Here is a 24,641-nt window from a genome sequence, read left to right on the forward strand (position 1 = left end):
CCCAGAGAGATGAGATGAGCAAACTCGTTATCCGCGCCGGCGATTTCACCTTCGATGCCCGTTTCGAGGAGCAACTCGCGCCCAAGACCGTCGCCGCGTTCCGCAAGGCCATGCCGTTCGAAAGCCATATCATCCATGTGCGCTGGAGCGGCGAGGGCGTGTGGATGCCGCTTGGCGATCTCGATTTCGGCGTCGGCTACGAGAACCACACCAGCTATCCCGCGCCGGGCCAGATCATTCTCTACCCCGGCGGCATCAGCGAGACCGAGATCTTGATGGCCTATGGCGGCGTGCACTTCGCGAGCAAGATGGGCCAGCTCGCCGGCAACCATTTCATCACGCTGACGTCGGGCCTGGAAAATCTCGCCACGCTCGGCAAGACCGTGCTGTGGAAGGGCGCCCAGCCGATCCGTTTCGAGGAAGTCTGAGTTGACGGAACCTCGTTACCCGCGCGATCTCCGCGGCTACGGCCGCAACCCGCCGCACCCGCAATGGCCCGATAGCGCGCGCGTGGCGGTGCAGTTCGTCGTCAATTTCGAGGAAGGTGGCGAGAACAACATTTTGCATGGCGACCGCGCTTCGGAAGCGTTCCTGTCTGATGTGCTCGGCGCACAGCCCTGGCCCGGACAACGGCACGCCAATATCGAATCGATGTTCGAATATGGCTCGCGCGCCGGCTTCTGGCGGCTGTGGCGGATGTTCACCGCGCGCCAATGGCCGACCACCGTATTCGGTGTCGCCACCGCGCTGAAGCGCAATCCGGAAATCGTCGCCGCCATGAAGGAAGCCGGCTGGGATATCGCGAGCCACAGCCTGAAGTGGATCGAGCACAAGGACATGACGGAGGCGCAGGAGCGCGCCGAGATCGCCGAGTCGATCCGCGTGCACACCGAGGCGACGGGGGCGCGGCCGCTCGGGTGGTACACCGGCCGATCCTCGATCAATACCAACCGCTTGCTGATGGAGGAGGGCGGCTTCCTCTATCTCTGCGACTCCTATGCCGACGATCTGCCTTATTGGGTCAAGGGTCCCCGCGGCAAGCAGCTCATGATCCCCTATACGTTAGACGCCAACGACATGCGCTTCATCAACCCGCAGGGTTTTGCGGAGGGCGAGCAGTTCTTCACCTATCTCAAGGACGCCTTCGACGTGCTCTACGCCGAAGGCGAGACCGCGCCGAAGATGATGTCGGTGGGGCTGCATTGCCGCCTTGTTGGCCGTCCCGGTCGCGCCGCGGGCCTGCTTCGCTTCCTCGATTATATCGGCAAGCACGAGCGGGTCTGGGTGCCGACGCGGCTGCAGATCGCGCAGCACTGGCACGACAAGCTCGCGCATCTCGCCGAAGATGCATTCGAGGTCTAGCCGAGGGAATGATGTCGCAGATCTCGCTGTCCGATCTCAATGCTGCTGACAAGGCCGATTTCGTCGCGGCGCTCGCCAATGTCGTCGAATATTCGCCGTGGATCGCGGAAGGGATCGCCGGGCAGCGGCCGTTCGCGGGCATCAATCAGCTGCATGCGGCGCTGATGGCGGCCATCCAGAGCGCTGAACCAGACCTCCAAATGGCGCTGATCCGTGCCCATCCAGACCTCGCCAACAAGACCCAGCGCGCGGCCGGGCTCACGGCCGAGTCGAATGCCGAGCAGAACAGTGCCGGCCTCGACCGCTTGTCGGAGGCGGAATACGCGGCGTTCGAGCGGGCAAACCATGCCTATCGAACGAAATTCAGCATACCCTATATCGTCTGCGCGCGTCGCTACACCAAGGATTCCATCCTGCGTGATTTCGAGACGCGGCTTCAAAACATTGCCAAGACCGAGATCCGACGGGCGCTTGAAGAGATCGGTCGCATCTCTGCGCTGCGCCTCGACCAACTCGTTGCAGCCGACGACAAGCTGAAAGTGCACGGCCGGCTGTCGACCCACGTGCTCGACAATCACGCCGGCAAGCCAGCGCCGGGCATCGCGGTCGAGCTCGTCGAGCTCGCAGCGCTCGGTGAGAGCCGCGTCATCGCGCGCGCGGTGACCAATCATGACGGCCGCACCGACGCGCCGCTGATCGGCGGCCGTCCGCTGCCGATCGGCCGCTACGAGCTGCAGTTCAGTGTCGGAAAGTATTTCGCCGCACGCGGCGTGCAGATGTCCGACCCGCCCTTCCTCGACGACATCCCCTTGCGTTTTGCGATCAGCGAGCCGGAGGGGCACTATCACGTTCCGCTGCTGGTCACGCCGTGGAGCTACTCGACCTACCGCGGTAGCTAGACGCCGAATTTATCCTGTAAAGCGGGAAACAATCGGTCCGGCTTGAACGGCACGGACGTGAAGCGGATGCCGGTGGCATCGGCAATGGCATTGCCGAGCGCAGCTGCGACCGGATTGTACGGGCTCTCGCTCATCGATTTCGCGCCCATCGGTCCGATCGCGTCCGAGGTCTCGGCGAAGAACACCTCGGTGCGCGGCACGTCAGCGAAAGAGGGCAGGTGGTAATCGCGGAACTTGGCGTTGATCACGCAGCCATCGGCGTCGATCACCATCTCCTCGTAGAGCGCGGCGCCCAGCGATTGTGCCACGCCACCTTCGACCTGACCGCGGCATTGCATGGGGTTGGCGACGCGCCCGGCGTCGGCCGCCTGCACGCTTTTGAGAATCTTGATCTCGCCGGTGCCCTTGTTCACGGCGACGCGAAAGCCCTGCACGTTGAAGGCCACCGAGCGGGGCGTGCCGCCGGAGTTTCCGCTGGCCGCAAGTGGCTTGCCCTGAGCCCGCGCGAGCTCCGCAAGCTCGGCGAAGGAGATGCGCTTCACGCCGCTGACGACGGAATGGCCGTCGAGCGTGCAACTGGCGGCATCGCAAAGCCAGGCATCGGCGGCTGCGCGCTTCAGCTCGTCTGCCAGAGTCTCGGCCGCCGCTTGCGTCGCCTTGCCGGCGACGAAAATACCGGCGCTGCCATAGGCGCCGGTGTCGTGGCCGCCATGGACGGTGTCCGATTGCCGCAGGCGAATGTTGTCGACGGTCGTCGACAGCGCGGAGGCTGCGATCTGGCGATGCACGGTGCTGGTGCCGTTGCCGAACTCAGCGGTGCCGACGGTGAGCTCAAAGCTGCCGTCGTCGCGGAGCGCGATCGCGGCATCCGCGATGTGCCCTGCCGGCGGCACCGTGTCGATCATGGTCAGCGCAATGCCTTCACCGGTCAGCCAGTCCGGCGACAGGTCCGGCATCGGCGCATCCGCCTGCATTGCGCGCTCGACGAGGTCGAGACACTGGTCGAGCCCGTAGGAGCCGTACTCGACATCATGATATTCCGACGGCGGTGGCGTCAGCATGGGGTCGCCGGGCTTGACGACATTGCGGCGGCGGATGTCGAAGGAGCTAATGCCGAGTTGCTTTGCCAGCTCGTCGATCGCGGCTTCCACCGCGATCAGCGTTTGCGGCAGTCCGTAGCCGCGAAATGCACCTGATGGCACCGTGTTGGTGTAGACCGCGACCGCATCGACCTTCTTGTTCGGGCAGTTGTAGACGCTGAGGCACTCCTGTGCTGCGTGGAACAGCACGGGGCCGGCGTGATTGCCGTAAGCGCCGGTGTTGGAGAGCACGTCGAGCTGGAGCGCGGTGAGCTTGCCGTCCGCATCGGCGCCCGCCTTGACATGGACGCGCATCGGATGCCGCGTCGAGGTCGCGATGAATTGCTCCTCGCGGGTGAGCTCGAGTTTCACGGGTCGCCCGGTCTTCAATGCGGCGAGCGCCAGGATGTCCTCGACAAACATCTCCTGCTTGCTGCCAAAACCGCCGCCAACGCGTTCGCAGAACACGCGGACTTTGTCCTTCGGCAAATCGAAGAGATCGGCGAGCGTGCGTCGGGTGAGGAACGGCACCTGCGTGGAGGAGCGGACGTTGAGCACGCCTGTAGCATCGAGCCAGGCAAGGCCGCCATGGGTCTCCAGCGCCGCGTGCTGCACGCGCTGGGTGGTGAAGGTGCCCTCGTAGGTGACGGCGGAACTCGCGAGCGCCGCGGCGACGTTGCCGAATTCACCATGCTTTTCGGCGACGATGTTTTGTCGCGCATTGGCGACGCGCTGCTCTTGTGTCCGATCGGGATGAATGATCGGCGCGCCGGGCGCGCGCGCCCGCTCGGGATCGACGACCGCGGGCAGGATGTCGTAGTCGACCTTGAGCCGGCGGCAACCTTCCTCGGCGGCGGCCTCCGTCTCCGCGACGACGGCGGCGACCTTTTGGCCGATAAAGCGAACAACGTCATCGAGGACGCGCGTGTCGTCGGGGTCCATCCAGTCCCGCTCGTGCCGCGCGGTCGAGAACAGCCGGTCGGGCGCATCCTCATGCGTCAGCACCGCGTGAACGCCGGGGACGGCCAGCGCGGCCGCCTTATCGATCGCGACGATCCGCGCATGCGGATGCGGCGAGCGCTTGAGCTTGATGTGCAGCAGGCCTTCGATCGTCGTGTCGAAGGTGTAGCGCGCCCTGCCGCGCACCACGTCGGGCCCGGCGGGAGCCGGCAGGCTGCGGCCGAAGGCGGTGCCGGGCTCGACGGTCTCCTCGACATTAGTCGTGCCGTTGAGTGCGTCCTCGATTGCGCGATAGCCGGTGCAACGGCAGATATTTCCCTTCAGCGATGCACCGAGATCGGTGCGCTGCGCCTGGTTCAGCGAGGCGCAGGTCAAGATCATGCCGGCGGTGCAGAAGCCGCATTGGAAGGCCTGGGCGTCGAGGAAGGCCTGCTGCATCGGATGCGCGCCGCCCTCGGGCGCAAGACCTTCGATCGTGGTGATTGCGCGGCCTTCGGCGCGGAACGCCGGGATCAGGCAGCTATGTACCGGCTCGCCGTCGAGCAGCACCGTGCAGGCACCGCAATCGCCGGCGTCGCAGCCTTTCTTGACGCCAAAGTGGCCGAGCTCACGCAGGAACGTCCGCAGGCACTGGCCGGCGCGCGGCCGTTCGGAAAACGGCGTGCCGTTGATCTCGAAACTCATGGGCGCGCCGTGTCACACAATTCGCTGCGGATTTCCTCGGCAAGCCGCAGCGTCATGTGCTTGCGCCAGAATGGCTTGCCGTGGACGTCGTCATGGTAGAGGTCGTCGGCGATCTCCTGCGCGATCAGTTTGCCGAGCGTAGCCGCGTCGGGTGACTTTGGAAGCAAGAGTTGAATGGGACGCACGGTCGACGCCGTCACCGTCAACGTGAACGTGCCGTCATCGCCGAGGCTGCCGATCAGGAGCGCGGCTGACCGGCCGACCGGCGTCAGCGAGATCTGGCGAAACGCCGAGCGTCGCTTGAGCGCAGTCAGGGGGATATCGATCTGCCGCAACAGGTCGCCGGGTGTCAGGCGATTGCGATTGTTGCCGGTGACGAACTCGACGACGGGAATTTTTTGCTCGCCGCCATTGGCCTGCCAGATGGTACAGATACCGTCGAGCGCTGAGGTCAGCGAGATCATGGGGCCGGCGGGCAACGACATGCAGAGATTGCCGCCGACGGTGGCGGTCTTCCAGATCTTGAACGAGGCTAGGAAGGCGCGGCAGCACTGGTTGATGAGGGGGGCGGCGAGCCAGTCGGGCGGGCAAGCAAGCGCGTCGAGCTGCGCGATGGTGCAGGTGGCTGATATCGACAGATGGGTTTCACTGATGGTCAGCGCCGGCCATTTGAGGTCGGTGAGGTCGATCAGCCGGTTCAGATGCTCCTGGGGTTCCGAGAACAGCCAGGTCCCGCCCGCAAGCCAGGCGTCGCCTGCCGTCCAGGCGGGCAGTTGGGCCCGCGTCTGCGGATGGGCCACGGCCGCGATGGTATTCAAGTCCATGGCTGCGCCAGCGCCTCGACCCGGGTGGATTGCTTCACAACAAGTCTTGCAAGACCGGCGCCAAGTCGCAACAAGAGTTGCTGGTTGCGCTGGCCCCTGCCTTGCAGGCACGAACCCAGCCGTCCGGCGGGAGAAACGGGAATATGGACAAGGCGAAGCCGATCTGGATCAAGGATCCCCTCGCGATCCTGGCTGATGGCGCCGAGCGCGGGATCGTGGTCCGGGAGGGCCGAATCGTGGAAACGGTGCCGGCCGGCGGCAAGCCTGCCACGTCCGATGTCGCCGTCTTCGAGGCGGGCGAGCATGTCGTGCTGCCCGGGCTGATCAACACGCACCATCACTTCTACCAGACCCTGACGCGCGCGCTGCCGGCAGCGATGGGTCGCGAGCTGTTTCCGTGGCTTCAGGCGCTCTATCCGGTCTGGGCCAGGCTGACGCCTGAATCCCTCGAGCTCGGCGTCACCGTGGCGATGTCGGAACTCCTGCTATCGGGCTGCACCACTACGACCGATCATCACTATGTGTTTCCCGCCGGCCTGGAAGATGCCGTCGACATCGAGGTCGGTGTTGCAAAGCGGCTCGGTGTGCGGGTGCTGCTGACGCGCGGCTCGATGAACCTGTCGCAGCGCGACGGCGGTCTGCCGCCTGACAGCGTGGTGCAGGACGAGGACACGATCCTTGCCGACAGCGCGCGGGTCGTGGCCAAACATCACCAGCGCGGCGCGGACGCCATGGTACAGATCGCGCTCGCGCCATGCTCGCCGTTTTCGGTGACGACGTCCTTGATGCGCGCGACCGCCGATCTCGCCGATAAGCTGGATGTGCGGCTGCACACGCATCTGGCCGAGACCGAGGACGAGAACCGGTTCTGCCAGCAGATGTATGGCTGCCGTCCGCTCGACTATCTCGAACAATGCGGCTGGCTCAACGCCCGGACCTGGTTGGCGCACGGAATCTTCTTTGAGGCCGACGAGATGAAGCGGTTGGCCAAGGCCAAGACGTCGATCAGCCATTGCGCGTGCAGCAACCAGATCCTGGCATCCGGCTGCTGTCCGGTCTGCGAGATGGAGGAGGCGGGGGTAGGAATCGGGCTCGGCGTCGATGGCTCGGCGTCGAACGATGGATCCAACCTGATGCAGGAGGTGCGCGCGGCGTTCCTGCTGCAGCGTGCGCGGTATGGCGTGGGGAAGGTCAGTCACAAGGATGCGCTGCGCTGGGCAACGAAAGGCTCGGCGGCTTGCGTCGGTCGTCCGGAGCTCGGCGAGATCGCCGTCGGCAAGGCCGCCGATCTCGCGCTGTTCAAGCTCGACGAATTGCGCTTCTCCGGCCACGGCGATCCGCTGGCCGCGCTCGTGCGGTGCGGCGCGCATCGCGCCGATCGCGTGATGGTGGCAGGCAAATGGGCGGTGGTCGACGGCGCGATCCCTGGCCTCGATATTGCCGATCTCATCCGCCGCCACGGCGCGGCGGCGCGGGCGATCCAGGCTGGATAGGCTGCGGAATGGAAGGAGGGGGCGACCACCAGTGCCGGGTTCTCGTGGCCACCCCCTCCGAACCTCCTCCGGGAGGAGCAGGTGATTTACTGAAGCAAGAACCGTGCTACTTACCCGGGATCTTGTCGTCGATGCCCTTGACGTAGAAGTTCATGCCGAGGATCTGGCCCGGGTCGAGAGTCTTGCCACCCTTGCATTCCACTTCCTTGCCGTCCTGCGCGACCATCGGGCATTTGAACGGATGCAGCGTGCCGGCGGTGATGGCAGCCTGCGTCTCCTCGGCGGCCTTCTTCACATCGTCGGGCATGTTGGTGTAGGGCGCCATCGCGAACATGTGGCTGTCGAGCCCGCCCCAGCTGTCCTCGGACTTCCAGGTGCCGGCGAGCTCGGCCTTGACGCGCTCGATGTAGTAGGGGCCCCAGGTGTCCAGGATCGAGGTGAGCTGCGCCGTCGGGCCGAACTTGATCATCTCGGAGTCCTGGCCGAAAGCGAGCTTGCCGCGCTCGCTCGCGATCTGCATCGCCGCCGGTGAATCGGTGTGCTGCATGATGATGTCGGCACCCTGGTCGAGCAGCGCCTTGGCGGCGTCGGCTTCCTTGCCGGGGTCGAACCAGGTGTTCACCCAGATGATCTTGACCTTGATGTTCGGGTTGACGGCCTGCGCGCCGAGCATGGTCGCGTTGATGCCGGAGACGACCTCGGGGATCGGGAACGAACCGATATAGCCGAGCACACCGCTCTTCGACATTTTTGCCGCGATCTGGCCCTGGATGTAGCGGCCCTGGTACCACTTGGCCGAATAGGTCGACATGTTCGGCGCGCGCTTGTAGCCGGTGGCGTGCTCGAAATGGACGTTGGGATATTTCTTGGCGACCTTCAGCGTGGGATCCATGTAGCCGAAGGACGTCGTGAAGATCAGCTTGTTGCCGGCGCGGACGAGCTGCTCGATCGCGCGTTCGGAGTCGGGACCTTCGGGGACGTTCTCGAGATAGGTGGTTTCGATCTTGTCGCCGAGCTCCTTCACCAGCGCCAGGCGGCCCTGCTCATGCTGGTAGGTCCAGCCGAGGTCGCCGATCGGGCCGAGATAGATGAAACCGACCTTCAGCTTGTCGGCAGCGGAGGCCGCACCGACGCTCCCGGCGAGCAGGAGCCCGGCAACAGCCGCAAGAATTGTTTTCCTCATCGTCAATCTCCAGACAGTCGGGGAAAGCCACACCCCGCAGACGCACGCGCCCCATCGCGCGCATTGCGGAAAATCGATCAGCGGTCGGGCACGAACACAGTACCGAGCGCGGCTGGCGCGGTCGAGCCGCCGGTGCGCGCACGGGATAGAAGGACCAGAACGATGACGGTCGCAAGATAAGGCAAAGCCGACATGAATTGCGAGGGCACGCCGATGCCCCAACCCTGCGCGTGGAGCTGGAGGATGGTCACCGCGCCGAACAGATAGGCGCCGACGACGAGGCGGCCCGGCCGCCAGGACGAGAACACGACCAGCGCCAGCGCGATCCAGCCGCGGCCCGCGGTCATGCCGGGAATGAAGAACGGCGTGTAGGCGAGCGGCAGATAGGCGCCGGCAAGCCCTGCGCAGGCGCCACCGAACATCACAGCAAACGTCCGGATACGCAGCACGGGATAGCCGAGTGCATGCGCGGAGACATGGTTGTCGCCGCAAGCGCGCAGGACCAACCCCGCCCGCGTCCGGTACAGGAACCACCAGACGCCGATGATCAGGGCCAGCGAGACGTAGACGAAGGCGTCCTCGCCGAACACGACGCGGCCGATCAAGGGAATGCCGGTGAGGACGGGAAGGTCGAGATGGGCCGCCGGCGTGATGCGCTCGCCGACAAGACCTGCGCCGATCAGGCCTGACAGCCCGACGCCGAGGATAGTCAGCGCCAGTCCCGTCGCGACCTGGTTGACAGCGAGCCCCAGTGTCATCAGCGCGAAGATCAGCGACATCAGGATGCCTGCGACAATGCCGCAGAGTGCGCCAATGACGATCGAGCCGGTGAACCAGGCGCCGGCAAAACCGCAGGCCGCGCCCATGATCATCATGCCCTCGACGCCGAGATTGAGGACGCCCGAGCGCTCGGTCACGAGCTCGCCGGTTGCCGCAATCAAGAGCGGCGTGGAGGCGGCGAGCACCGAGAGGATGATGGCTTCAACCAGCTCCACGGGCCACCTGACGGTTCGGAAACACCAGCCGGAAACGGTAGAGGATGAGGGAATCGCAGGCGAGCACATAGAACAGCAAAATGCCCTGGAAGACCTTGGTCACGTCCAACGGGATCTTCATTGCGATCTGGGCCTGCTCACCGCCGATGAAGGTCAATGCGAGGAAAAGGCCTGCAATTAATATTCCAAGCGGGTTCAGCCGGCCCAGGAAGGCGACGATGATCGCGGTAAAGCCGTAGCCCGGCGAGATGCCGGGCTGCAGATGGCCGACGGGCCCCGCGACCTCGATGATTCCTGCCAGCCCTGCAAGCGCGCCGGAGACGGCGAAGGTCAAGATGATCAATTGATTGGCATTGAAGCCGCCGAACCGCGCTGCGCGGGGCGCGGCGCCCACCACGCGGATCTCAAAACCCTTGATGGTCCGGCCGAGCAGGATGGCTGCAGCCGCGACGACCAGCAGTGCGATGATGGAGCCGAGATGCAGCCGGCCGCCTTCGATCAGGAGGGGGACGGTCGCGACTGGATCGAATTCCGCTGTCGTCGGGAAGTTGAATCCTTGCGGATCGCGCCAGGGGCCGCGGACGAGATAGTCGAGGAACAGGTCGGCGACGTAGACCAGCATCAGGCTAGTGAGGATCTCGCTGGCGCCGAACTTCACCTTGCAGATCGCGGGGATCAGCGCGTAGAGCGCGCCGGCGGCCGCGGCGAGCACAAGCATCGCCGGCAGCACCCAGGCGCCGGCATCGGTACCTTGCGTCTTCACCGCGATCCAGCTTCCGGCAACGGCGCCGATCAGGAACTGGCCTTCGGCACCAATATTCCAGGCGTTGGCGAGATAGCAGAGCGACAGCCCGATCGCGATCATGACGAGCGGCGTCGCCTTCACCGCGATTTCCTGCAGCGAATAGCCGTCGGTCAGCGGCGCGATGAAATAGGCATGCAGCGCAAGAAGCGGATTCTTGCCGAGGATCGCGAACAGGATCGACATTGTCGCGATGGTGAGACCGATGGCGATCAGCGGCGAAATCAGCGCGATAGTGTTGGATCGCTCGGCGCGCTTCTCAAGCACGAGCTGCATGGGCGGCCTCCGTCGGGTCGAGCGAGCTTCCGCCCATCAACAGGCCCAGTTTTTCGCGCGTGGCCTCGCTTGTTGCGAGCGGTCGCGACAGCCGGCCGTGAAACATCACCGCGATGCGGTCGGCAATTTCGGCAAGCTCGTCGAGATCCTGGCTGGTGACCAGCACCGCCGCGCCGCTGGCCGCGAGATCGAGCAGGGCCTGCCGGATGACGGCCGCAGCGCCAGCGTCGACGCCCCAGGTCGGCTGGCTCACGACCAGCACGGCCGGATTGCGCAGGATCTCACGGCCCACGATGAATTTCTGTAAGTTGCCGCCGGAGAGGCTTGCGGCTTCCGGATCGCGCTTGGCCTTGCGGACGTCGAACGTCTCCGTGGCCTTGTCCACGGTCTTCAGCGTCGCGGCGGTGTCGATAAAACCGTGCCGGACCATGCCGCTTGCAGCGTGACCGGTCAGCAGCGCGTTCTCCGACAGCTTCATGCGCGGTGCAGTGCCGTGGCCGAGCCGCTCTTCCGGCACGAAGGCCGCGCCGAGCTTGCGGCGTTGCGTGATCGACATGTGGCCGGCGGCGATGCCCTCGATCACCACCGTGCCCGGATCCTTTGCAAGGCGCTCGCCCGAGAGCGCTGCGAAGAGTTCATCCTGGCCGTTGCCGGCGACACCGGCGATGCCGAGGATCTCGCCACCCTTCAGTTCGAGCGAGATGTGATCCAGCCTGACCCCGTGCGCTTCGTCGGGAGCGAGCGAGAGGTCGTTGACGACAAGCCGCGGCACCGTGGTCTGCCGGCCTGCAGCAGGCCTGACCTCCTTGATTTCGCCGCCGACCATCATGCGCGCCAGGGAGGCTGCGGTCTCCTGCCTCGGATTGCAGGTCGCGACCTTCCTGCCGCCGCGCAGAATCGTGGCGGTGTCGCACAGCCGCTTCACCTCTTCGAGCTTGTGGCTGATATAGAGGATGGCGCGGCCCTCGGCCTTGAGCCGCTCCAGCACGATGAAGAGCTGATCCGCTTCCTGCGGCGTCAGCACCGCGGTCGGCTCGTCCAGGATCAGGAATTTCGGATCCTGCATCAAGGCGCGCACGATCTCGATGCGCTGGCGCTCGCCAACCGACAATTGCCAGACTTGGCGCCGAGGATCGAGAGGAAGTCCGTAGGTCCTCGACACCTGCTCCAGGCGCGCTGCCATGTCCTTGAAGGATTCCTTGCCGTCGAGACCAAGCGCGACGTTCTCGGCGACGGTGAGATTGTCGAACAGCGAGAAGTGCTGGAACACCATGCCGATGCCGCGGGCCCGGGCTTCCGAGGGCCCGGACAGGACGATCCTCTCACCTCGCCAGCGAATCTCACCGGCACTCGGCTGGATCAGGCCGTAGATCGCCTTGACCAGCGTCGACTTGCCCGCGCCGTTCTCGCCGAGGAGGGCATGGATCTGCTGCGGCCAGATGTCGATATCGATCGCCTCGTTGGCAAGAAAGTCCCCATAACGCTTGGTCAGTCCGATCGCCTGGAGCAAGGGCGTCTTGTTGGAATGCAGGCCGTTGGGCGTCGAATTGAACATCCGCAGTCACGCGTGCAGGGGTGAACAGAGAGGTGCCTCAATAGTGGGCTAGTTTCAACTGCGAGGTAAGTAGTGAAAAAGCATCAGTCCTTGCTCAAGCCAGCGGCAACGCGGCTGGATTCTTGCATCACCGTCGTCTCGAGGCCGCGACCCCAGCAACGTCAGTACTTCTACGAGCATCAGCATAGCGCAGCATCGTGGCGCCTGTTGCAAATTTGTGACGGTTAAAGCCAAATCGGAACCGGCTGTGCAGCCATGGCGTCAGGTTGAGCATCGGACGTCTCGTCCTCGTATGCTTTCGCGCGATGCAGCGATGAGACTGCTTCGATTTCGTCTTCGGTCTTCCGAGACAGCGAAAAATCCGAACAGAAACAATCGAGGAAGTGTTGCAACGACGCGTTCGCGCTCGCGCGGCGGACACGCGCGATGTGCGATTGTCTTCGCGATATCGCGCGCAGCGTTGCCAAAACATGCAGCACGCCATGGGAAAAGTTGAGGCTTCTCACCCCAAGCGAACGGCGCAAGTGTCGCACCCAACGGGGCTTGATTTCTTCAGCTTCCACTTCGGGGGTGTTCAGGATGTCGGTTCGTTTCAAGGCAATTGCAGCAGCGGCGCTGTCGATTGCCATGCTGGCCACCGGTGGCCTGGCTGAGGCCGCAGATCTTCCGGTCAAGGCCGCCAAGAAAGCGGCGGACCTTCCGTTCTTCCTGGTCATCGACAACCGCGTGTCGTTCTCCTGGATGCCGAAAGGCACCGACCCCGGCATGTGGAGCGTCCGTCCGGACGGCAGCATCAACGGCACCACCGCCAAGCAGGTCTATTCGTTCACGCATTTCGACCTCTGGGCCTACGGCACCAACTTCTTCACGATCTCGATGTTCAAGTCGGGCCACAACGACCCGGCCTCGCCCTGCGTCGCGCCCGGCGTGACCATCACCGGCGCTGCCGCTGATTGCGCCGGAGCGACCGAGATCTACGGCCTGTTCCGCTCGACCTTCGGCTGGAACGAGCTCTTCAATACCAAGGCCTTCACCATGGGGCCGCTGCACAACATCTCGTTCGAAGTCGGCATGGATGCCAACACAGAGAACAACTTCCTTGCGCCGGCCAAGCGTGACGTCGTTGCCGGTCTGCAGTTCGCATTCGACCTTCCCTACAAGGGCTATTTCAACGTCGCGCCCTTGATGTACTGGGAGTTCTCCAACCACAACGCATTCACGCAGTGCGGCCTGTTCGGCCCCGGCATTCCCGGCACGTCCTGTAACTCGGACGGCAATGTCAGCTACCGACCGACCTGGGCGGTCGAAATCAACTACTACATGGACCTCGGCTTCCTGCCCGAGAACTTCCAGTTCTTCTCGATCAGCGGCCGCGCCGGCTGGTATGGACCGAAGGGCGACTCCAACGGCCTTCCAGCACTCTCGGGCCTGGGCCGGTTCTCGACCGCGTCCAAGACCGAGCTCAACAGCGAGCCGATCCGCCTGACCTTCGACGCGTCGAAGGCGGCCTGGGGTGCAAAATACTCGCACTTCGTCGATCTCTGGGTCGCCTATCGCTATTGGCAGAACAAGTTCGGCCTCGACCACAACGCCATGCCCGGCGTCTGCACGGTCGCCGCGACTGGACAGAGCACCAACAGTTGCGCCGAGTCCACGGTCTATGGCGGTGTCACGGTGAAGTTCTGATCGGCTGAAAGTCTCCAAGGCAGAGGTAGCGCTGCGCGAGGTTCGCGCGGCGCTATTTCCGTTTTCGAGGTGCCGTAGGGTGGGCAAAGGCGCGAAGCGCAGTGCCCACCAATCTTCCTAGTGGCGACAGAAGTGGTGGGCACGCTTCGCTTTGCCCACCCTACGATGGCGGTGCTCTGGATCCGCTACTTCGTCCACACGCCGTCGTGCAGTGCCTCGGCTTCATCTTCCAGCAAGGGACCGACGACCTCGGTCGGACGCTGGCCGCTGGCAAAGACGTCGCGGCAGGGCAGGTCGAGCGTGGGATTTTCCGGATGGTCGCCGGTGACACCGCGCAGGCGGTGCTCGCTGAGGCCGTAGACGACACGGCCGATACCGGCCCAGTAGATGGCGCCGGCACACATCGCGCAAGGCTCGGCGGAGGAATAAAGGGTCGCTCCTGCGAGCACCTCGCGGCTCAGCGTCCGGCAGGCCTGCGTCGCCGCCAGGCGCTCGGCATGCGCGGTGCCGTCATGGTCCGGCATGTAGCCGTTCTCGGTCTCGATCAGCACATGGCCCTCAGTATCGACCAGTAAGCAGCCGAAGGGATGGTTGCCATGGGTGAGGGAGCGCCGGGCCACCGCGAAGGCCAGGCGCAGAAAGTGTTCGTCGCGGTCGGGTCGGTCCGCCATCGTTTCTCCGCGGTCAGTGTCCCGCCATGTGACGGCCGACCACAGTGAGGTCGGCCTCGCTGGTGCGAGCCTCGTAGACGAACTCGCCATGGAACATGACCACAAGGCGGTCGGAGAGTTCAAGCAGTTCATCGAGGTCCTCGCTGACGAGCAGCACCGCCGCGCCGCGGTTGCGGGCGGCCATGATCTCGGCGTGGATTTGCGCCACCGCCGCGAAGTCGAGGCCGAAGCAGGGGTTCGCCGCGATCAGCACCTCGACGTTGCCGCCGAGCTCGCGCGCCAGCACCGCGCGCTGCACATTGCCGCCCGACAGTGCCGAGATCGGGGTATCCGGCGTTCGCGTCTTGATCTTGTACTGGCCGATCTTCTTCTTCGCGTCGTCGCGGAAGGCGCCGCGGTTGAGCCACCAGCCACCACTGGCGAAAGGAGCACGGTCGAACTCGCGGAGAGCGATGTTGTCGGCGACGCTCATGCCGCCGACGCAGGCGTTCTTGAGCGGTTCTTCCGGCAGAAGCGACATTTTGTGCCGGCGCATCTCCTCGCGGGTCGCGTGATAGGCATCGCCTGCGACGCGGATCTCGCCGCTCTCGGCTTCACGCTGACCGGCCAGGACTTCGACGAGCTGGCGCTGGCCGTTGCCGGACACGCCGGCGATGCCGACAATCTCCCCGGCGCGAACGGTGAGCGAGACGTCGTGCACGGCTACGGCACCAGCGTCGTCGAGCGCGCGGACCTTTTCCAGCTCCAGGCGCGCCTTGCCGGTCTCGCCGGTGCGCGCCGGCTGCACCGTCAACTCCTCGGCGCCGATCATGGTGCGCGCCATCGCGTCCGGCGTGAGCTCGGCGACCTTGCCCTTGCCGGCGAGCTTGCCGCGCCGCAGGATCGTCACCTCGTCGGCAAAGGCCATCACCTCGCGGAACTTGTGCGTGATCATCAAAATGGTCAGCTCGCCCTTCACGACCATGTCGCGGAGCATGCCGAGCACCTCGTCGGCCTCGGCCGGCGTCAGCACCGAGGTCGGCTCGTCCAGGATCAGGAAGCGGCGCTTCAGATAGAGCTGCTTGAGGATCTCGCATTTCTGCCGCTCGCCGGCGGAGATGTCGGACACCTTTGCATTCAGCGGCACCTTGAAGGGCATTTTGGAGAGAAAAGTCTCGAGCTCCGTCTTCTCCTTGCTCCAGTCCACGACCGCCGGAACGTCGTCGCGCGCGAGCACCAGGTTCTCCGCGACCGTCATTGCCGGCACCAGCGTAAAATGCTGGTAGACCATGCCGAGACCGAGCGCGTGCGCGTCCTTCGGGTTGTTGATCGCCTGTTGGCGGCCGCCGACCAGCACGTCGCCCTCGGTCGGGTGGTAGTAGCCCATGATGCATTTGACGAGTGTCGACTTGCCGGCGCCGTTCTCGCCGAGAAGGGCGTGGAAGGAGCCCGGGCGGACCTTCAGCTCGACATTGTCCAGCGCCAGGAAATCGCCGAACCGCATGGTCATGGCGATCGCGTCGACGCCGAAGGCGCCGCTCGGCGGCGGTGTCTCGCCGATGATCACGAAATCGCTCCGATGAAGGCGTCCGACGTCGAGACTGCGCCGAACACGCCGCCCTGCATCTTGATCATCTTCAGCGCGTGGTCGTGATTGCTCTTGTCGGTCGCCCCGCAACAGTCGCGCAGCAGCACGCATTCAAAACCGCGGTCGTTGGCTTCGCGCATCGTGGTATGGACGCAGACGTCGGTGGTGATGCCCGTGAGCACGATGTTGTCTATGCCGCGCACCCGAAGGATCAACTCGAGATCGGTGGCGCAGAACGAGCCCTTGCCGGGCTTGTCGATGATGGGTTCGCCCGGCAGCGGCGCCAGCTCGGGGATGATGTCCCAGCCGGGCTCGCCGCGCACCAGGATGCGGCCGCACGGGCCGGGATCGCCGATCCCGGCGCCGATCTGCCGCGAACGCCAGCGCTTGTTGGCGGGAAGGTCCGAGAGATCGGGGCGGTGGCCTTCGCGGGTATGGATGATGTGAAAACCCTGCTTGCGCATGGCAGCGAGCAGCTTCTTGATCGGCTCGATCGGAGCGCGCGTGAGCGAGAGGTCGTAGCCCATCTTGTCGACGTAGCCGCCGACGCCGCAGAAATCGGTCTGCATGTCGATGATGATCAGTGCCGTGTTCTCGGGGCGAAGATCGCCGTTGTAGGGCCAGGCGTAGGGCTCGGACTTGATGTGTCGCTCGGGCATGGCTTCGTCCCTGTCTCAGCGGGTGATCGACAATTCGGCTGGCGCGCCCGTCAGCGTGCGCTTCGGCGAGCAGGTGATGATCATGATCGCCAGCGTCAAAATGTAGGGCGCGGCGTTGAAGAGGTGATAGCCGGAGGTGACGCCGACCGATTGCAGCGCGGGTCCGAGGGCTGCGGCGCCGCCGAAGGCGAGCGAGGCCCACAGGCACAGCATCGGATCCCAGCGCGCGAAGATGACGAGCGCGACGGCGGTGATGCCCTGGCCCGAGGATAGGCCTTCGTTCCAGCTTCCCGGATAAAACAGCGACAGGAACGAGCCACCGATGCCGGCAAGAAAGCCGCCGACCATGGTGGCGCGCAGGCGGATCAGCAGCACGGAATGGCCCATGGCGCGTGCTGCGTCCGAGCTTTCGCCGGCGGTGCGGATCAGGAGGCCCCATCTTGTGGTGCGGAAGGCCCAATAGAGGATCGGCGCGAGCGCGACGCCGATCAGGAACATGACATTGATGCGCAGCGCCGCGCGCACCTGCGGGATGTCGCTCCACCAGCCGAAATCGATGGCCGGCAGGCGCGGTGCAGTCGGCTCGATCAAGGGTTTGCCGAGGTAGAAGGCGAGCCCGGTGCCGAACAGCATCAGGGCGATGCCGACCGCAATGTCGTTGACGCGCGGCAGTGAGCAGATGCCGGCATGCAGCGCGCCGAGGAGCGCGCCGGTCACCCCGGCCGCGAGTACGCCGAGCCAGGGCGAGCCCGAGAGATAGGAGATGCCATAGGCGCTCATCGCGCCCATCACCAGTGTGCCTTCGAGGCCGAGATTGATGCGGCCGGAACGTTCGGTGATGCATTCGCCGAGACTGACGAACAGGAACGGCGTGGAGACGCGGATGGCGCCGCCGAGCACGGCGAGCGGGACGGTCCAGAGTCCGATCGATCCGTCTGCCATCTCAGGATTTTCCCTTCAGGAATCCGATGCGGCCGTAGAGTGCATCGCTTGCCAGAACGAAGACGAAGATGATGCCTTGCAGCACCAGCACCGATGCATCGGGCAGTCCGAGACGGCGTTGCAGCAGGCCGCCGCTGGCGCTGATGCCGCCGAGCAGGATCGCCACCGGAATGACCGCGAGCGGATTTTGCCGGGCGAGGAAGGCGACCAGAATGCCGGTGAAGCCGTAGCCAGCGGCGAGGTTGGCATTTGTGCGGCCCTGGACGGCGGCGACCTCGACCATGCCTGCGAGGCCCGCGGCGCCGCCGGCGAGGAAGCAGATCGTGAGGATGAGCTTGCTGACACCGAGGCCGACGATTTTTGCGGCGCGGATGTTGCCACCGGCAACCCGCGCGGCGAAGCCGAACACGGTGTGATAGATCAGGATGTAGGCGGCGATCGCGGCGATCAGGCCGAAGACGAGGCCCCAATGCACATCCGTGCCGGGAATCGTGCCGATCATGTTCGCCGCGCCGATCTCGCGTGTCGACGGCTTGTTGAGGCTCGCGGGGTCGCGCATCAAGCCTTCGACAAGATGGTTGAGGATGGCGAGCGCGATATAGACGAGCAGCAGGCTCGAGATCGTCTCGTTGACGCCGCGATATTGGCGCAAGCCACCCGCGAGCATGATCCAGAGGCCGCCGCCGATCACGCCGGCGCAGACCATCGCGATCTGGATCACGAGCGGGGGCAAGCCTTGTAGCGCCAATGCGGCGCTGGTCGCCGACAATGCGCCGATCAGAAGCGCACCTTCGCCTCCGATGATGACCATGCCGAGCTGCGCAGGCAGGGCTGTGCAAAGCGCAGTGAGAATGAGAGGCGCCGCGCGCGTCAGCGTGTTCTGCCAGGAGAACCAGGTGCCGAACGCGCCGTAGTACATGTAGAAATAGAGGTCGAGCGGGTTCTTGCCGAACAGCGCGACGAAGATGCCGAACACCGCGAGCGCGGCGACGAGTGCCGCGCCCGGGATCAGGATGTACTCAATGGTTGCGCCGTGGCGCTGGAGGAAGCCGGGATCGGCGGCCGGGGCAACGGCCCCGACCGCGTCGACGGGATCCACCGCTTCCGTTGTCACGAAGTCGCTCCGAGCACGCCCTCGACGAGGTAGTCCATCTTCTCCAGCTCAGGGTCCTTCTGGCCGCGATCGGTGCCGGCAGCGATCACCGTCTTGCCCTTGTTGTCGACCAGGCCGCCCTTGAAGATGGCAAAACCGTCGGCGGACAGGAACTTTGCCTTGGCCTCATCGGCTGCCTTGCGCGCTTCGGCCGAGACCGCTTCGCCATAGGGTGATGTCTTGACGATCTCTTCCTTGAGGCCACCGCGGTAGAAGTTCGGAATGCCCTCGCCGGCTGCGATCATCTTGACGAATTTTGGATACAGCGCTTCCCAATTCCACTCGGCGCCGGTGAGATACGCCTTCGGCGCCAGCGCCGACTGGTTGGTGTGATAGCCGCACACCATGGCGCCGCGCCGCGCGGCGTTCTCGACCATCGTCTTCGGACCGTCGACATGACAGGTCAGCACGTCGACGCCCTGGTCGATCAGGCTGTTGGTGGCCTCGGCTTCCTTGACCGGCATCGACCAGTCGCCGGTGAAGATCACCTGCGTAGTGGCCTTCGGATTGACGGACTTGGCGCCGAGCGTGAAGGCGTTGATGTTGCGCAAGACCTGCGGGATCGGCTTGGCCGCAACGAAGCCGAGCTTGCTGCTCTTCGACGTCAGGCCGGCGACGATGCCGGAGATGTACTGAGCTTCGTCGATATAGCCAAAATAGCTGCCGGCGTTCTTCGGGTCCTTGTCGCTCCAGAGGCCGCCGCAGTGCTCGAAGCGGAGCTTCGGGTACTTGTTGGCCATCTTGATCATGTGCGGATTGTAGTAGCCGAACGAGGTCGGGAAGAGCAGGGTCGCGCCGTCGAGATTGATCATGGACTCGATGGTCTTCTCGACCGCATCGGTCTCCGGGACCTTCTCTTCCTCGACCACTTTCAGGCCGGGAATTTTTTTCAGGGCCGCCGCACCCTGCGCATGCGCCTGGTTGTAGCCGTAGTCGTCGCGCGAGCCGACATAGATGAAGCCGATGGTCGTCTCGGCCGCGAATGCCGGGCGCAGACCAGCCGCTGCTCCCAAGGAGAGCGCCGCGCCACCCTGCAACAAATGCCGTCGTGAAATCCTGCCAAAATCCATTGGATGCTCCCTTGGCGGATGGACCGCCCCTCTCACTGGCGGCTGCGCCGATCTGGCGGAGCCGGAACGGGATGTCGCAAGCTTCATGCCAGAGGTTAGGATGCGAGCATTGCCGCCTAAGGTATTGAAATAATTTTGCTATTGTATCCGTCTGAATCTTGGGCAGCAGGGCCTCTGTATAAGTTTTAGGCAGTATCAGCTTATTGTATGCAAGTGAGTTAAGCAGTCTTAACCAGCCGGTGGCGCTCGGTTGTCATCGGCGGGGTCTGTCGGCTCCGGCATTCATGCTAACCAGTCGGGCGATCGGGCTGGGTGTGTTTCCCTGGCACCGAACTTGTATCGACTGTCAGTGGGCCCGCCGTCATCGGCCGCGGTCCCAAGCATTGGAAAGCTCGACCGGGATGGGTGCTGGTATCGCCGTTCGGAACAATTCGCTCGGCGAGGAGGTCGTTCGTCGCATCACCGAACTCGGCGGCATCTCGGAAGACGCGGACACGCTGACGCGCGTCTATCTGAGCAAGGAGCTGCGCACCGCGGCGGATCTCATTCTTGGCTGGATGCGCTCGGCCGGCATGCACGCGCATCTCGATGCGGTCGGCAATGTCTGCGGCCGCTATGAGGGCGAGCGGCCGGGCCTTCCCTGCCTGATGCTCGGCTCGCACTACGACACCGTGCGCGACGCCGGCAAATGGGACGGGCCGCTCGGGGTGATCACCGCGATTTCCTGCGTTGCGGAGCTGAACCGGCGCGGCCGGCGCCTGCCGTTCGCCATCGAGGTGGTAGGCTTTGCCGACGAGGAAGGTGTGCGCTTCGCGTCCACGCTGCTCGGCAGCCGCGCGGTCGCCGGCACATTTGACGAGAGTGTTCTGGCGACGCGCGACCGGGATGGCGTGTCGATGCGCGATGCGCTCGTGCAGTTCGGGCTCGATCCCGACCATATCGGTGCCGCCGCACGTATGCGACGCGAGCTGCTTGCCTATCTCGAGCTGCATATCGAGCAGGGGCCGGTGCTGGAGGCGCAAAACCTTCCAGTCGGCGTCGTCACCGCCATCGCAGGCGCGACGCGGCTTGCGGCGCGGCTGACCGGCATTGCTGGTCACGCCGGCACGGTGCCGATGGCCCTGCGACGCGATGCGCTATCAGGCGCTGCCGAATGCATCACGGCGATCGAGCAGTTCTGCCGCACAGACACGAATGGTCTGGTCGGCACCGTCGGCTATCTCCACGCGAAGCCCGGCGCAACCAATGTCATTCCTGGGCAGGTGTCCTTCACCATCGACATTCGCGCGCCGACCGACGCGCATCGCAAGCGCGCCGTGGCCGATATCGTCCGCCAGATCGAGGCGATTGCAAAACGCCGCGACTTGTCGCTCCAGCTCGACGTCACCCACGAGAACCGCACCGCGCCTTGCGCGCCGTGGCTCAAGGAGCAGATCGCCCACGCGATCGCCGCGGAAGGTTTTTCCGTGTTCGAACTGCCGAGCGGGGCAGGGCATGACGGCATGGCGATGATCGACATCGCCGATGTCGGCATGATCTTCGTCCGCTGTCGCGGCGGCATCAGCCACAATCCTGCCGAGCATGTCGAGCTCGCGGATGCCGACGCCGGCGCCCGGGTGCTGTTGCGGGTGATCGAGAATTTCAGGCCGCGCGAAAGCTAAAGCGCGATGGTGTTTGGTTGAATCGGTTGCTCCACGGGCTCGGCTCACCTCTCCCCAGCGGGGAGAGGTCGATTTGCGATCATACTGAAATCCGGGTTGGTGAGAATGGCGAAGCCGAGCCCCCACCCGGTCCCATAAGCCGGACCCGCTTCATGGCCAGCGAGGTGGATGTCGGGCGGCAGCGAATTTGTCATCATCAGCCGGACCGTTTCCGGTTTCAGAATGCGCGCACCGTCAAGCTCGCCGCCGTTCTCGCGCGAATTCCGCATCGTCGGCGTCTATCCCGCCCACCCCTTCCGCGCGACGTTTTCCGAGAAGACGGAATAAGCACCCGATCAAGCCTGCCCGAACTGCGCGACCACGCCCGACCATAGTCGCCAGATTTCGGGGGACTTTTCATCGACGGCGGTTTGCACCATGACCAGCTTCGAGGGCGGATCAACAAGGATACGCTGCCCGAGATGGCCCAACATTGCGAATTGCCGTCGGCTTCCGGGAAACAAATAGAACTGATAGCCGTAGCCGAACCCTCCCTCGGCCTTTGCCAGATAGCCGTCGGAAGCGCGCACCGTGGTTGCATCGACCATCCATTGCGCCGGGATGATCTGTTTGCCTTCCCATGCTCCGTCGTGGGCGAGCAGGCGGGCGAGCCGGGCATAGTCGCGCAACACGGCGTTGAAGAAGCCGTGCGCCACTTCATAGCCTTCCGCGTCGATCAGCCATTTGGCATCGGCTTCCGTGCCGATCGGCTGCCACACCTTTTCCTGGAGATAGTCGGAGAGTGATTTGCCCGTTGCGTAACGCAGCACCAGACCAAGCACATCCGTTTCGATGCTGGCGTAGCGGAATTGCGTACCCGGCGGCGCGATCCGCCGATTGAATTGCGCGATGCTGGCAACGGTGCCTTTGTTGGAAAACCAGTGCTTGCGCACCATGTCGCCCCACAAGCGATCGAGGTCGCGGCCGCTGCCTTTGCCTTCGTCGGCCGGCTCGCCGAACTTCACGCCCGACGACATGTGCAGCAGCGCGCGGAGCGGCGTCGCGCCATATTCGGTGCCTTTCAAGCCAGGCACATAGGTTTCCGCGGTATCGTCGATAAATTTGATCGCGCCTTCCGAGATCGCGATACCGACCAGCATGCCGGTGATCGATTTTGCCATCGACTGCGATATCAGCCGGTCTCGGTCGGTGCGGCCGTATTGATAGTGCTCGACCAGAATCCGGTCGTCCTTTGCGATCAGCAGACCCGTCACCGGATTGCGCGACAGATAATCCGCAAGCGAAGAGTGGCTTCCCTTGTACTGGTAGCTGACATCCGCCTGCGTTCGCTTGAACGGCCAGGCCGTGGCTGCGCGATTGACCAAGCGCGTTGGAAAAATCTCGTCGTAGTGACTGAATGCCCCGACACGGTATTTTGGCGAAGCCGGATTGCCGGGCTGGTAAACGCGCCAGCGATCCTTCACCGGATAGTCCTCGGTGGCGCCGTAAAGCTCTGCATCGGGACCACCAGCGGAAAAGACCGGACCACCGCCACTCGCGGCAGCCCAACTCCACTTGACCGACGCAACACAACTCGCCGCAAGTCCGGTCAGAGCCGAGCGGCGCGAGAGTGCGCTCCCGGCGTCGGCGAAAGACGATAAATTGGTAGAGCGCTGATATATCATAAGGAGTCCCGTTGTCGCAGCTCATTGCGCGGAAGGATCCCCATCAGTCTGTCAAATGTTTTCGATCCCTTCTCGCCGATTCCCGCAGTTTGGCTGGCCGATTTCTAAACGACTGGCCGATTCTTCAATTGGAAGTGCCACGGGCTGCATTTCGCGCCATTGAGAGACGGCGGAATTCGGTTGGGGTCAAATTGGTCGCTGCCTTGAAGGCGCGGTTGAACGGCCCGATCGACTGGAAACCTGTGTCCATGGCAATTGTCAGCACCGGGACTTCTACTTGTTCACCTTGGCTTCCTCGATCCGGTAATGATTGAGGAACGCATTGAAATTGCGATAACCGAGGCCCTCGTTGATAAGTTGCCGCAGCCGGTACTCCGGCACGTCAAGCTCGGCGGATAGCAATTTGATGGTCAACCCCTCACGCCGGTAGATGCGCTCGACGGTCATGAGCTGTTCCAACCGGCGCAGGAGAGCCGGTTCAATCGTTGCGTCAGACGCCTTGGTTGGCGCGCTGGAGGGGACGTTTGCTGCGGGCAGCAGGATCGAACCTTTCCGCGTCCCCGCCTCCAGCAGATTCCATGTGCTCAAACCAACCAACACGAACAGAACGAAGGCGTTGGCGACGCTAGTCATAGAAAAAGTGGGATGCGAGGGCTGCTGCAGGAAGCTCAAGTAAGAGTTGAGAACGATTTGGGCCGACGCGCCGATCAGAACGACCAGCCGGAGCCCACGCCGGCCTTGCACAAGGTCCGCCGGCCAGGTGACAAGCGTCTGCGCTACCGCCAACAACGCCAGGCCGAGAGAGGTGAACGACAGCGTGCGTTCGATCGCAAGCTCGAGCGCGGCCGTTCGTGTGACTCCGCTGGCGTCCAGCCATTGCGCGACGGCGACGGCCGCCCACAAGACGCCATGCCAAGGCCGTGGTACGAAATCGTCATCGAAGGCAGCACGCGCCCATAGCCAGAACACGACACTGTTCGCGCTGGACAACGCCAGCAGCAACAGGCCCCACCACGCAAATGGCCGCGGGAACGTGGGCGCCGAGCAGACCATCGAAGCCGCGGCGCCGATTGCGAGCGCGGCGCCCAGCAGTGCGGCCGTGCTATCGCGGCGATCGCGTAGCGCCAAAGATGCGATCAGCAGGCACAATGCTACGACGGCGCCTCGTAACCCGAGGTCAATCGACATCAAACCGCTGGTGCCCACTATCGGAAATACTCCAAATGCCATTGTTGAGCCGCGTAGGCTCGCTCATACGCCCTGGGCGCAACTGATGTCGAGTCGTCAGACAATCTCGAAGCGGCTACGAACTGAAAGAGCCCCGATCCGGCTCAGAAGTCGATGTCCGAAAGCCAGCTCGCAATGGCCACTTCCGGTTTTGGCCGATTTTGTTGCAGAACTGTCTTGAGGAGCCGAGCGAACCGTGATTCCGTCGAGGTGAAGCGGCCATCGACGG

At 64.1% G+C, this 24,641-nt stretch carries 23 protein-coding genes; 7 read left to right on the forward strand and 16 right to left on the reverse strand.

Annotated elements, in window-relative coordinates:
- Positions 1-14 precede the first annotated feature (14 nt).
- From JQ632_RS13875 to uraD, 3 genes are read left to right on the forward strand one after another with little or no spacing between them, the layout of a single operon-like run.
- Positions 15-428, forward strand: a complete 414-nt coding sequence (locus JQ632_RS13875; RefSeq protein WP_212402887.1) for a DUF3830 family protein — start codon at positions 15-17, stop codon at positions 426-428.
- Position 429: 1 nt separating this feature from the next.
- On the forward strand, positions 430-1,362 hold the full coding sequence (gene puuE / locus JQ632_RS13880; RefSeq protein ID WP_212402888.1) for an allantoinase PuuE: 933 nt from the start codon (positions 430-432) through the stop codon (positions 1,360-1,362).
- An 11-nt stretch (positions 1,363-1,373) separates the two neighbouring features.
- The gene (gene uraD, locus JQ632_RS13885) at positions 1,374-2,261 is read left to right on the forward strand and encodes a 2-oxo-4-hydroxy-4-carboxy-5-ureidoimidazoline decarboxylase (RefSeq protein WP_212402889.1); all 888 of its coding nucleotides are present in this window, start codon (positions 1,374-1,376) and stop codon (positions 2,259-2,261) included.
- Here uraD and JQ632_RS13890 read toward each other — a convergent pair.
- Together JQ632_RS13890 and JQ632_RS13895 are read right to left on the reverse strand one after the other, a co-directional pair.
- Positions 2,258-4,984: a molybdopterin cofactor-binding domain-containing protein gene (locus JQ632_RS13890; protein WP_212402890.1), complete on the reverse strand. Its 2,727-nt coding sequence runs from the start codon at positions 4,982-4,984 to the stop codon at positions 2,258-2,260. The genes uraD and JQ632_RS13890 overlap by 4 nt on opposite strands.
- Positions 4,981-5,808, reverse strand: a complete 828-nt coding sequence (locus JQ632_RS13895) for an FAD binding domain-containing protein (RefSeq protein WP_212402891.1) — start codon at positions 5,806-5,808, stop codon at positions 4,981-4,983. The genes JQ632_RS13890 and JQ632_RS13895 overlap by 4 nt, the downstream gene beginning before the upstream one ends.
- Positions 5,809-5,951: 143 nt before the next feature.
- On the opposite strand from JQ632_RS13895, the gene JQ632_RS13900 reads away from it, so the two are divergent.
- A complete protein-coding gene (locus tag JQ632_RS13900) occupies positions 5,952-7,301 on the forward strand; it encodes an 8-oxoguanine deaminase (RefSeq protein WP_212402892.1) in 1,350 nt (449 codons plus the stop codon).
- 106 nt (positions 7,302-7,407) lie between these two features.
- Here JQ632_RS13900 and JQ632_RS13905 read toward each other — a convergent pair whose 3' ends face one another.
- From JQ632_RS13905 to JQ632_RS13925, 5 genes are all read right to left on the reverse strand, one after another.
- Positions 7,408-8,484: a BMP family ABC transporter substrate-binding protein gene (locus JQ632_RS13905; protein WP_212402893.1), complete on the reverse strand. Its 1,077-nt coding sequence runs from the start codon at positions 8,482-8,484 to the stop codon at positions 7,408-7,410.
- A 77-nt stretch (positions 8,485-8,561) separates the two neighbouring features.
- On the reverse strand, positions 8,562-9,479 hold the full coding sequence (locus JQ632_RS13910) for an ABC transporter permease (RefSeq protein ID WP_212402894.1): 918 nt from the start codon (positions 9,477-9,479) through the stop codon (positions 8,562-8,564).
- Positions 9,466-10,557 (reverse strand): ABC transporter permease, encoded by a 1,092-nt coding sequence (locus tag JQ632_RS13915; RefSeq protein WP_212402895.1) that lies wholly within the window; start codon positions 10,555-10,557, stop codon positions 9,466-9,468. The genes JQ632_RS13910 and JQ632_RS13915 overlap by 14 nt, the downstream gene beginning before the upstream one ends.
- Complete coding sequence (locus tag JQ632_RS13920; protein WP_212402896.1) at positions 10,541-12,112, reverse strand: ABC transporter ATP-binding protein; 1,572 nt, start codon at positions 12,110-12,112, stop codon at positions 10,541-10,543. Before JQ632_RS13920 ends, JQ632_RS13915 begins: the two co-directional genes overlap by 17 nt.
- Positions 12,113-12,336: 224 nt before the next feature.
- A complete protein-coding gene (locus JQ632_RS13925) occupies positions 12,337-12,741 on the reverse strand; it encodes a hypothetical protein (RefSeq protein WP_212402897.1) in 405 nt (134 codons plus the stop codon).
- Between JQ632_RS13925 and JQ632_RS13930 the strand changes: the two genes are divergently transcribed.
- Positions 12,692-13,798 (forward strand): hypothetical protein, encoded by a 1,107-nt coding sequence (locus JQ632_RS13930; RefSeq protein ID WP_212402898.1) that lies wholly within the window; start codon positions 12,692-12,694, stop codon positions 13,796-13,798. The two genes, JQ632_RS13925 and JQ632_RS13930, sit on opposite strands and share 50 nt — an antisense overlap.
- A 185-nt stretch (positions 13,799-13,983) precedes the next feature.
- Here the strand turns inward: JQ632_RS13930 and JQ632_RS13935 are convergent, their stop codons facing one another.
- The 6 genes from JQ632_RS13935 to JQ632_RS13960 are packed head-to-tail and all read right to left on the reverse strand — an operon-like array spanning position 13,984 to position 19,860.
- A complete protein-coding gene (locus JQ632_RS13935) occupies positions 13,984-14,469 on the reverse strand; it encodes a nucleoside deaminase (RefSeq protein WP_212402899.1) in 486 nt (161 codons plus the stop codon).
- A 13-nt stretch (positions 14,470-14,482) separates the two neighbouring features.
- Positions 14,483-16,015: an ABC transporter ATP-binding protein gene (locus tag JQ632_RS13940; RefSeq protein ID WP_212402900.1), complete on the reverse strand. Its 1,533-nt coding sequence runs from the start codon at positions 16,013-16,015 to the stop codon at positions 14,483-14,485.
- On the reverse strand, positions 16,012-16,695 hold the full coding sequence (locus JQ632_RS13945) for a cysteine hydrolase family protein (protein ID WP_212402901.1): 684 nt from the start codon (positions 16,693-16,695) through the stop codon (positions 16,012-16,014). The genes JQ632_RS13940 and JQ632_RS13945 overlap by 4 nt, the downstream gene beginning before the upstream one ends.
- 15 nt (positions 16,696-16,710) lie before the next feature.
- The gene (locus tag JQ632_RS13950) at positions 16,711-17,637 is read right to left on the reverse strand and encodes an ABC transporter permease (RefSeq protein ID WP_212402902.1); all 927 of its coding nucleotides are present in this window, start codon (positions 17,635-17,637) and stop codon (positions 16,711-16,713) included.
- 1 nt (position 17,638) lies between these two features.
- Complete coding sequence (locus tag JQ632_RS13955; RefSeq protein WP_212402903.1) at positions 17,639-18,751, reverse strand: ABC transporter permease; 1,113 nt, start codon at positions 18,749-18,751, stop codon at positions 17,639-17,641.
- Positions 18,748-19,860: a BMP family ABC transporter substrate-binding protein gene (locus JQ632_RS13960; protein WP_212402904.1), complete on the reverse strand. Its 1,113-nt coding sequence runs from the start codon at positions 19,858-19,860 to the stop codon at positions 18,748-18,750. Before JQ632_RS13960 ends, JQ632_RS13955 begins: the two co-directional genes overlap by 4 nt.
- Positions 19,861-20,261: 401 nt before the next feature.
- Between JQ632_RS13960 and JQ632_RS13965 the strand changes: the two genes are divergently transcribed.
- Together JQ632_RS13965 and JQ632_RS13970 are read left to right on the forward strand one after the other, a co-directional pair.
- A complete protein-coding gene (locus tag JQ632_RS13965; RefSeq protein WP_212402905.1) occupies positions 20,262-21,521 on the forward strand; it encodes an allantoate amidohydrolase in 1,260 nt (419 codons plus the stop codon).
- Between the two features lie 168 nt (positions 21,522-21,689).
- Positions 21,690-21,848 (forward strand): hypothetical protein, encoded by a 159-nt coding sequence (locus tag JQ632_RS13970; protein ID WP_212402917.1) that lies wholly within the window; start codon positions 21,690-21,692, stop codon positions 21,846-21,848.
- 8 nt (positions 21,849-21,856) lie between these two features.
- Here JQ632_RS13970 and JQ632_RS13975 read toward each other — a convergent pair whose 3' ends face one another.
- The 3 genes from JQ632_RS13975 to JQ632_RS13980 form a co-directional block, all read right to left on the reverse strand.
- On the reverse strand, positions 21,857-22,984 hold the full coding sequence (locus JQ632_RS13975; protein WP_312015608.1) for a serine hydrolase: 1,128 nt from the start codon (positions 22,982-22,984) through the stop codon (positions 21,857-21,859).
- Positions 22,985-23,309: 325 nt separating this feature from the next.
- On the reverse strand, positions 23,310-23,435 hold the full coding sequence (locus tag JQ632_RS40440; protein ID WP_409363485.1) for a hypothetical protein: 126 nt from the start codon (positions 23,433-23,435) through the stop codon (positions 23,310-23,312).
- Positions 23,436-23,458: 23 nt separating this feature from the next.
- Positions 23,459-24,373, reverse strand: coding sequence for an AraC family transcriptional regulator (locus tag JQ632_RS13980; protein ID WP_249151907.1), 915 nt, complete (start codon positions 24,371-24,373; stop codon positions 23,459-23,461).
- Positions 24,374-24,641: the final 268 nt, after the last annotated feature.

It is taken from the genome of Bradyrhizobium liaoningense, from assembly GCF_018130955.1.
GTDB lineage: Bacteria > Pseudomonadota > Alphaproteobacteria > Rhizobiales > Xanthobacteraceae > Bradyrhizobium > Bradyrhizobium liaoningense_C.